2 protein-coding genes are annotated in these 1493 nt (G+C 48.5%); both read right to left on the bottom strand.

What is annotated here, in order from left to right; translation table 11 throughout:
- Nucleotides 1-55: 55 nt before the first annotated feature.
- Complete coding sequence (locus J1C48_RS18690; protein WP_207259512.1) at nucleotides 56-967, bottom strand: hypothetical protein; 912 nt, start codon at nucleotides 965-967, stop codon at nucleotides 56-58.
- A 51-nt stretch (nucleotides 968-1018) separates the two neighbouring features.
- Nucleotides 1019-1493: hypothetical protein (locus tag J1C48_RS18685; protein WP_207259511.1), on the bottom strand; the 475-nt coding region annotated here is incomplete at its 5' end.

The following is a 1493-nucleotide window of genomic DNA, read 5'->3' as shown; positions in this document are numbered from 1 at the left end:
GTGCGCGAACACCTTCGCCGCTGCAGGATATGAACCGGATTAAGCCGGATCGGCTCTAGACCTGTAGATCCAGTTTACCCGTCACCTTGGCGTAGAGCGGCAGAACCTTTTCAAGAATGTCATCGCGCGGCACCGGGAGCGGAGAATGATACCGCCCCAACGGTGTCGCGTCGAAAAGGGGATGCTCAACATAGGGAATATCCAGGCCGCGCTGTTGGCGGATACGGCAGGCGGCCAAGATTTCCACCGGGAAAAGCCAATACTCCTCATCCCGCACCGGATCGTAATCGTCTGTCCCGATCCCCATCACATGAAAATCAGCTGCCTCGATAAGCGCTTCGCCAAATGTGCTCGCGCTCGGATCGAAGATGGCTTTCAACAGCGGATAGAAGCCTTCCAACTGTTCATCCCGAGGCTCGAAGTCAAACACCTCGTCAAGGCCACGCCAGGCCTTGTAGAGCTTTACCGACAGCCACGGCAGGTACAGGGGCAAGCTTTCCCAGGAGATGCTTCCGTTCCCGTCCTCCTCCACATCCCAGCGGTCAAACATCGTTTCGGCGAGGCGATCGGCATGGTTCATCCAGCCGAGTGACAGCATCGTAGAAACATTGGTGAAATCAGTTATCGAAAACAGGTAGCCTGCAGGATCATCGGATTCCATAATCGCGTAAGCCGTTTCATAATACCAAAATGTATAGATCCCCGACAATGCTAATTCTTCATCAGGGTATGTCGTATTATTTAAGCTTTTGTCTTCAGCGAGCCTCAAATACCAAGAACTAATATCGCCAAAGCCGCCCGGGATCAGCTTTTTTTGCGACTCTCCATCAGCCAAAAACGGCTTGATTAAAGAACTAACTGAATCATCATACAATAGCTCTTTATTAAAACTGTCATTGACCCAAGCGCGAACGTCTTTTTTTTCTTCTTTTAAGATATTTTTTATCTTTTCCTCAACGGTATCCATCAATTCACTCTCGTTGTTAATGAGATTTATACTGTATAAAATCAGTTATTGCTATTGGTTGGCATTCGTGGGCGGCCCCGTAGACGGAGGCAATTGAGCGGCACTGTCTTTTGCTTTTCGTTCAGCTCTCTGAGTTCGCTTCCTTTCTTCATTTTCCCGCCACTTTTTATAGGCTGCGTCGTCCCGTTTCCAGGTCTCTACCCCGTCTTCGCTGAATGTGCCATCAGCGTTCTTTCTAAGTTTAACTTTATTGTAAGTCGCTGACTCACCAGCATTCATTCTCTGAAGAAGGGAACGGGCATAATTTTTGTCTTCGGAACTTAATGATTTATAAGCACCTTTTCCTTTGCTAATCTGTGACAATCGCGATCTAACGAAATATTTTCCACCCCGAAGCTGATCGCCATACATGCGATAATCGCCGCGTGTCGATGTCTTAATTTCGCTAAAGGTGAGTGGATCATCTCGGATATTGTCGATGCCGTTACCCGAGGCGTTTTGGAGAGACCGGCCGCCATATTTATCT

Source organism: Jiella flava (assembly GCF_017349315.1).
Lineage (GTDB): Bacteria > Pseudomonadota > Alphaproteobacteria > Rhizobiales > Rhizobiaceae > Jiella > Jiella flava.
This window is presented reverse-complemented; position numbering and strand designations above follow the sequence as displayed.